This is a genomic window from Pseudomonas sp. Sample_9 (assembly GCF_004307535.1).
Taxonomy (GTDB): domain Bacteria; phylum Pseudomonadota; class Gammaproteobacteria; order Pseudomonadales; family Pseudomonadaceae; genus Aquipseudomonas; species Aquipseudomonas mercuritolerans.
This window is the reverse complement of record NZ_RAZO01000263.1, coordinates 1-4,610: the sequence shown is the minus strand read 5'-3', so window position 1 is coordinate 4,610 and position 4,610 is coordinate 1. Positions and strand designations below refer to the sequence as shown.

Genomic DNA, 4,610 nt, shown 5'->3' with positions numbered 1-4,610 from the left:
TCGTTGCGGCCGACGTCTTTCAGGGCGTTGCGCACCGGTTCCTGGTGGGCGTGGCCGCAGTTCGGGCCGTGGACATGGCCATGGTCGTGATCGTGATCGTGATCGTGATGGTGGTCATGATCGTGGTTGCAGTCAGGGCCATGGACATGGGGTTGCTGGGTCATCGAGGTCACTCCGGAGTTAGATCGGCGGGGATTATCACGCCATTGCGCTCAAGGTGCACGTAGTGGGCGATGAATAAACCGGTTTCCATTTCCCCCTGCAATCGATAGGGAATCTGCTGGTTCGGATTTTTCAGCAGTTTCACCACCTGTTTGACCTTCGGCCACAGGTTGGTTCGGATCGGCACTTTGAAGTAAGCGCTGCGCTTGGGGCCGACGGTAAACCAGTGCTCGTGCTCGCCCTCGGTGAGCAGCATGTCGGCCAGATGAATCCGGTATTCGAGGCCGCGCACGGTCAGGTCGCTGTCGTTGGGATTGTCGACGCGAAAGTGCAGGATGAATTTCTGTTCGAGCAGTTTGGCCCGCACCACCTCGACTTTCACCAGATGCACGGCGGGCTCGACGCCGTCATCGCTGAACCAAGAGGCGCAGCCGCCGAGGTTGAGGGTCAGCATCAACAGCAGAAAATGTAATGTGCGTCGATGACCGAGCATGGTGTTACTCCCTTTGGTGCCAGTCTAGACCTAAAAAGATCGCAGCCTTCGGCAGCTCCTACAGAATGAACGCAAATTCTTTGTAGGAGCGGCCGAAGGCTGCGATCTTTTGATCTTCAGCTCAAGCGCCGAAATAACCCGAACAACACTTCTTGAACTTCTGCCCGCTGCCGCAAGGGCAGCCGTCATTGCGCCCCAGCTTCATCTGCACCGTCGGATCGATGAAGTACCAGCACCCGCCGTTCTGGACAAATGAGGAGCGCTCGCGATGGCTGTGCTCGCCCTGGCTGTCGTGCCAGCGTGCGGTAAAGGTGACGAAGGCGTGTTCCGGCTGGCCGCCAAAGACTTCCGAGCTTTCAACCTCGAGGCCGAGCCAGGTGCTTTGTGCACTCCAGTCGCTGATCGATTGTCGGTTCAGTCCCGCCTGCTGCGCGGGCAGGGTGGTCGCCACCAGATAATCGACCAGTCCCAGCACATAAGCGCTGTAGCGTGAGCGCATCAAGGCTTCGGCGCACGGCGCCGGGTGGCCGTCGTGATAAGGGCCGCAGCAGGCGTCCAGCAGATTGCCGCTGCCGCAAGGGCAAATGGCTGTACTCATTGCATTACCACCAGTATTTCCCGAAGTTTTCCGGATTGGCCCAGAAGCGTGAATTGAGCCAGTCGGGGACTTGTTTGTAGTCAAGCAGATCGTAGGTGAACAGGGTCAGCACCTGCTCGTCGCGCTGGAAACGCTCGCTGGCCTGCAGGGCCAATGAGTAGAAGTCGGTTTCCTGCCAGCCACTGGCCGCCAGATCCGCCAGCACCGCGATGCGACTGGCGTTGAGATTGCGGATGCCGCCCAACAGATTCAGGCCATCGCGCTTGGGCAAATGTTCCAGGCAATCGACCACCAGCGCCAGATCGAAGCGTTGCGCGGCCAGCTCAGCCGGCAGCGCGCCGGGTGCGGCATGGGCGACCACGGTGTCTGGATGCGCGTCCTTGAAAGCGCTCAAGGCGGGAAACTCGCTGGCGCCGATCAACAGCAATCGAGCCGGGGCGTAGCGATCCAGCAAAGCGGCCAGCGCCTGTTGCGGCGTGCGCGAAGAAATGGCGACGTTCATCGAAGCTCCTCAGTCAGACCGCCAAGACTAGCCTGCCAGACCGCGTCGGCAAAGCGCCCGGTGGCGGCGGTTTTCGCCAAAAGAGGCAAACCCCTGTGAACACGGTCGCAAACAGCGGTGGCCTATTGCTGGCGGAGATTAAAACTCCGGTCTTTACTCCCTGAATCGGTTTTAAGCCGATCCCTCAGGAGAAAACTAGATGAGCATAGTTCGGACAGCATTACCCTTGGTTCTGCTAACCAGTGTGTTGACTGGTTGTGCAGGTTTGCAGAAGACCGACTGGCCGACCTGTGCGGCGGTCGGCGGTGTGGTGGGTGCCGGTCTCGGTGCGACGGAAAGCGCTTCGTGGGCCGGTTACGGTGCACTGCTTGTCGGTGGTACGGCAGCGGCCTATTGCTGGGTGCATGGTGACGGCGATGAAGACGGCGATGGCGTGCCGGACAGTCGCGACAAGTGCCCGGGCACACCTAAAGGCGTGCAGGTCGATGCTGACGGTTGCCCGCCACCGACGCCTGCGCCAGTGGTCGAAGAAGCGGTTGTGGTCAAGGAAGAAACTATCGTCATTCGTGATGTGCATTTCGAGTTCGACAAAGCCACGCTGACCGGCCCTGACAAGCAAGTGCTGGACAAGGTCGCCGATCGCCTGAAACAGGAATCCTCTACCGCGCAACTGACCGTGACCGGTCACACCGACAGTGTCGGCAGCGATGCCTACAACAAGAAACTGTCGGATCGTCGTGCGCACTCGGTGGTGGAATACCTGATTCAGCAGGGTGTACCGCGTGCCAGCTTCGTTTCGGTGTCGGGCCTTGGTGAAAGCCAGCCTGTTGCCGACAACAAGTCGGCCGATGGTCGCGCGCAGAACCGTCGCACCGAAATCAAAATCGTCCGCTAGCCCCTCTCGCATCCGCGGCTTGTGCAGTCGCGGATGCGGGTCTTTACTCCTGTGTAACCGGTATGGGCCGGTACACAGGAGCGTTCACAAATGCGTGTTTTCTCAAGGTCCGTCTTGCCGGTGCTGCTGCTAGGCAGCTTGCTCACCGGTTGTGCCACTCACAGCGATGGCACCGCCCCCCTCAATCAACGTACGTGGCCAATCTGCAGCCTGCTTGGCGGCCTGGTCGGCGGCGGTCTTGGCGCCATTGAAAGCGCAGGCTGGGCCGGTGGCGGCGCGGCATTGGGCATTCTTACCGGTGGGCTGATCTGTTACGCCCAGGATGGCGACGAAGACAGCGACGGCGTCTTTGACCGCCGCGACCGCTGCCCGGACACACCGGAAAATACCGAAGTCGATCACCGTGGCTGCCCGCTGCCGCAATATCCGGCGGCAGTCAAACCGGTCGAACCGGCGCCGCAAACCGAAGTGATCACCTTGAGCGATGCCGGCAACGTGCTGTTCGATTTCGACAAGTCCGATCTGACCCCGGCGGCCAAAGCCCAGCTCGACACCTTGATGGACAAGCTGCGCAATGCCGATGTGGTCAGCATCAAAGTCATCGGGCATACAGACAGCAAAGGCTCCGATGCCTATAACCAGGCTTTGTCCGAGCGGCGTGCGAGCAGTGTCGCAGCGTACTTGCTCAGTCAGGGCCTGGCGCCGAACAAGCTTACCAGCGAGGGTCGAGGCGAAAGTGAGCCGGTCGCCGATAACGCCACCGATGAAGGCCGCGCGGAAAATCGCCGGGTCGAGCTGCATATCAATCGTTAGGAAAGGTCTGTAGTCCGCCGGCTAGAGCTGCCGGGTCGAAATCATCGGCCCGGCAGCCATTTCATCAGCGTTTGCACAAATTTCATTTTTCCCTCTGGCTTATCCCCCGCAGAAGCCGGTACTGTGCGTGCAAAGAATAATTCGCAACACGGGGGAGCGTATGAAGGTGTTCTGGGGGCTGGGGCGTTTGCTGACCCTGCTGTTCTGCTGCGTGGTGCTGGCCAATCAACTGGTGCCGTTTGTTCATCCGCTGCATCTGCTGGTCAATCTGGCCGGCGCTCTGTTGTTGCTGATTCATCTACTCGAAGTGCTGCTGTGCAACCGCAGCCTCAAGGGCCGTCCGCATCCTTGGCGTGATCGTGGCCGCATCCTGTTGTTCGGCGTTTTCCACCTGCAAACCATCCCGGCCCCGGCCGCTCCGGAGGCTTCTTCCCATGCGTAAACTCTGCCTGCTCGCTGCATTTATCAGCCCATTGGCCTGTGCCCAAGTGGTCAACGTGCAAAGCAATTCTTTGATGCGCTTGCCCAACACCACCAGCACGCTGCAACTGGAGAAACTGGAAGTGGCCGATTACGGCACCTTGCTGATCCCGTCCAATGTGACCGAATTGAACATCGATGAATTGCGCTTGGGCCACGAAGCGCGCATCGCCATCGTTCCGGCTGAACAGGCGCTGGAAGTGAAGGTCAAGCGCGCTGAGTTGAGCGAGGGCAGCCAGATCACCGCACGCGGCGCCCCGGGCACTTATGAAAAAGCGGCCCGGGCAGGGCGCAATCTGAATCTGCAATTTCAGGCCCTGAGCGCGCCGCAGCTGACGGTCGATGCCCGTGGCGGCCGGGGCGCGCCAGGTTTCGTCGGCCTCGACGGCGGCAACGGTGAAGATCCGGGCTGCACCTATGGCTCGGCCGGCCACGGTGCCGATGGCAGTGACGGCAGCGATGGCCAGCCGGGCGCGCCGGGTGCGCTGGTGCGCCTCGCCGTACCACGGGAGTTCCCTGCCGAGCTGATCAAGGTCAACGTGGCTGGCGGTGCCGGCGGCCCGGCGGGTGTCGGTGGTAAAGCAGGCAAGGGCGGCAAATCCAAGGGCTGCCTGGTGTACCGCGCAGATGGCGGCAAGAACGGCAAGGCCGGCGCGGATGGCCAGCC

General features: G+C 60.9%; 8 protein-coding genes. 4 read left to right on the top strand and 4 right to left on the bottom strand.

What is annotated here, in order from left to right; translation table 11 throughout:
- The 4 genes from D6877_RS14765 to D6877_RS14750 all read right to left on the bottom strand — a co-directional run.
- Window positions 1–164 (bottom strand): zinc chelation protein SecC (locus D6877_RS14765; protein WP_130911275.1); only part of this gene is annotated, 164 nt, incomplete at its 3' end.
- Window positions 165–169: 5 nt separating this feature from the next.
- Window positions 170–655 carry an LEA type 2 family protein gene (locus tag D6877_RS14760; RefSeq protein ID WP_130911273.1) on the bottom strand — a complete coding sequence of 162 codons (486 nt, stop codon included), beginning with the start codon at window positions 653–655 and terminating at the stop codon, window positions 170–172.
- A gap of 121 nt (window positions 656–776) precedes the next feature.
- Window positions 777–1,253 carry a YchJ family protein gene (locus tag D6877_RS14755; protein ID WP_130911272.1) on the bottom strand — a complete coding sequence of 159 codons (477 nt, stop codon included), beginning with the start codon at window positions 1,251–1,253 and terminating at the stop codon, window positions 777–779.
- Between the two features lie 4 nt (window positions 1,254–1,257).
- On the bottom strand, window positions 1,258–1,755 hold the full coding sequence (locus D6877_RS14750; RefSeq protein WP_130911271.1) for a DUF6231 family protein: 498 nt from the start codon (window positions 1,753–1,755) through the stop codon (window positions 1,258–1,260).
- Between the two features lie 199 nt (window positions 1,756–1,954).
- Here D6877_RS14750 and D6877_RS14745 point away from each other — a divergent pair, with 199 nt between their 5' ends.
- The 4 genes from D6877_RS14745 to D6877_RS14730 all read left to right on the top strand — a co-directional run.
- Window positions 1,955–2,650 carry an OmpA family protein gene (locus tag D6877_RS14745; RefSeq protein ID WP_024011908.1) on the top strand — a complete coding sequence of 232 codons (696 nt, stop codon included), beginning with the start codon at window positions 1,955–1,957 and terminating at the stop codon, window positions 2,648–2,650.
- A 90-nt stretch (window positions 2,651–2,740) separates the two neighbouring features.
- Window positions 2,741–3,463 carry an OmpA family protein gene (locus D6877_RS14740; RefSeq protein ID WP_130911270.1) on the top strand — a complete coding sequence of 241 codons (723 nt, stop codon included), beginning with the start codon at window positions 2,741–2,743 and terminating at the stop codon, window positions 3,461–3,463.
- A gap of 160 nt (window positions 3,464–3,623) precedes the next feature.
- Window positions 3,624–3,905, top strand: a complete 282-nt coding sequence (locus D6877_RS14735; RefSeq protein ID WP_016771375.1) for a DUF1145 domain-containing protein — start codon at window positions 3,624–3,626, stop codon at window positions 3,903–3,905.
- Window positions 3,898–4,610, top strand: a 713-nt coding sequence (locus D6877_RS14730; protein WP_130911269.1) for a collagen-like protein, incomplete at its 3' end; no start/stop codon positions are given. The genes D6877_RS14735 and D6877_RS14730, both read left to right, overlap by 8 nt.

Bases quoted from the DNA above. Each gene is read 5' to 3' on its own strand.
- D6877_RS14760 (WP_130911273.1), bottom strand. From the start codon at position 655: ATGCTCGGTCATCGACGCACATTACATTTTCTGCTGTTGATGCTGACC.
- D6877_RS14755 (WP_130911272.1), bottom strand. From the start codon at position 1,253: ATGAGTACAGCCATTTGCCCTTGCGGCAGCGGCAATCTGCTGGACGCC.
- D6877_RS14750 (WP_130911271.1), bottom strand. From the start codon at position 1,755: ATGAACGTCGCCATTTCTTCGCGCACGCCGCAACAGGCGCTGGCCGCT.
- D6877_RS14745 (WP_024011908.1), top strand. From the start codon at position 1,955: ATGAGCATAGTTCGGACAGCATTACCCTTGGTTCTGCTAACCAGTGTG.
- D6877_RS14740 (WP_130911270.1), top strand. From the start codon at position 2,741: ATGCGTGTTTTCTCAAGGTCCGTCTTGCCGGTGCTGCTGCTAGGCAGC.
- D6877_RS14735 (WP_016771375.1), top strand. From the start codon at position 3,624: ATGAAGGTGTTCTGGGGGCTGGGGCGTTTGCTGACCCTGCTGTTCTGC.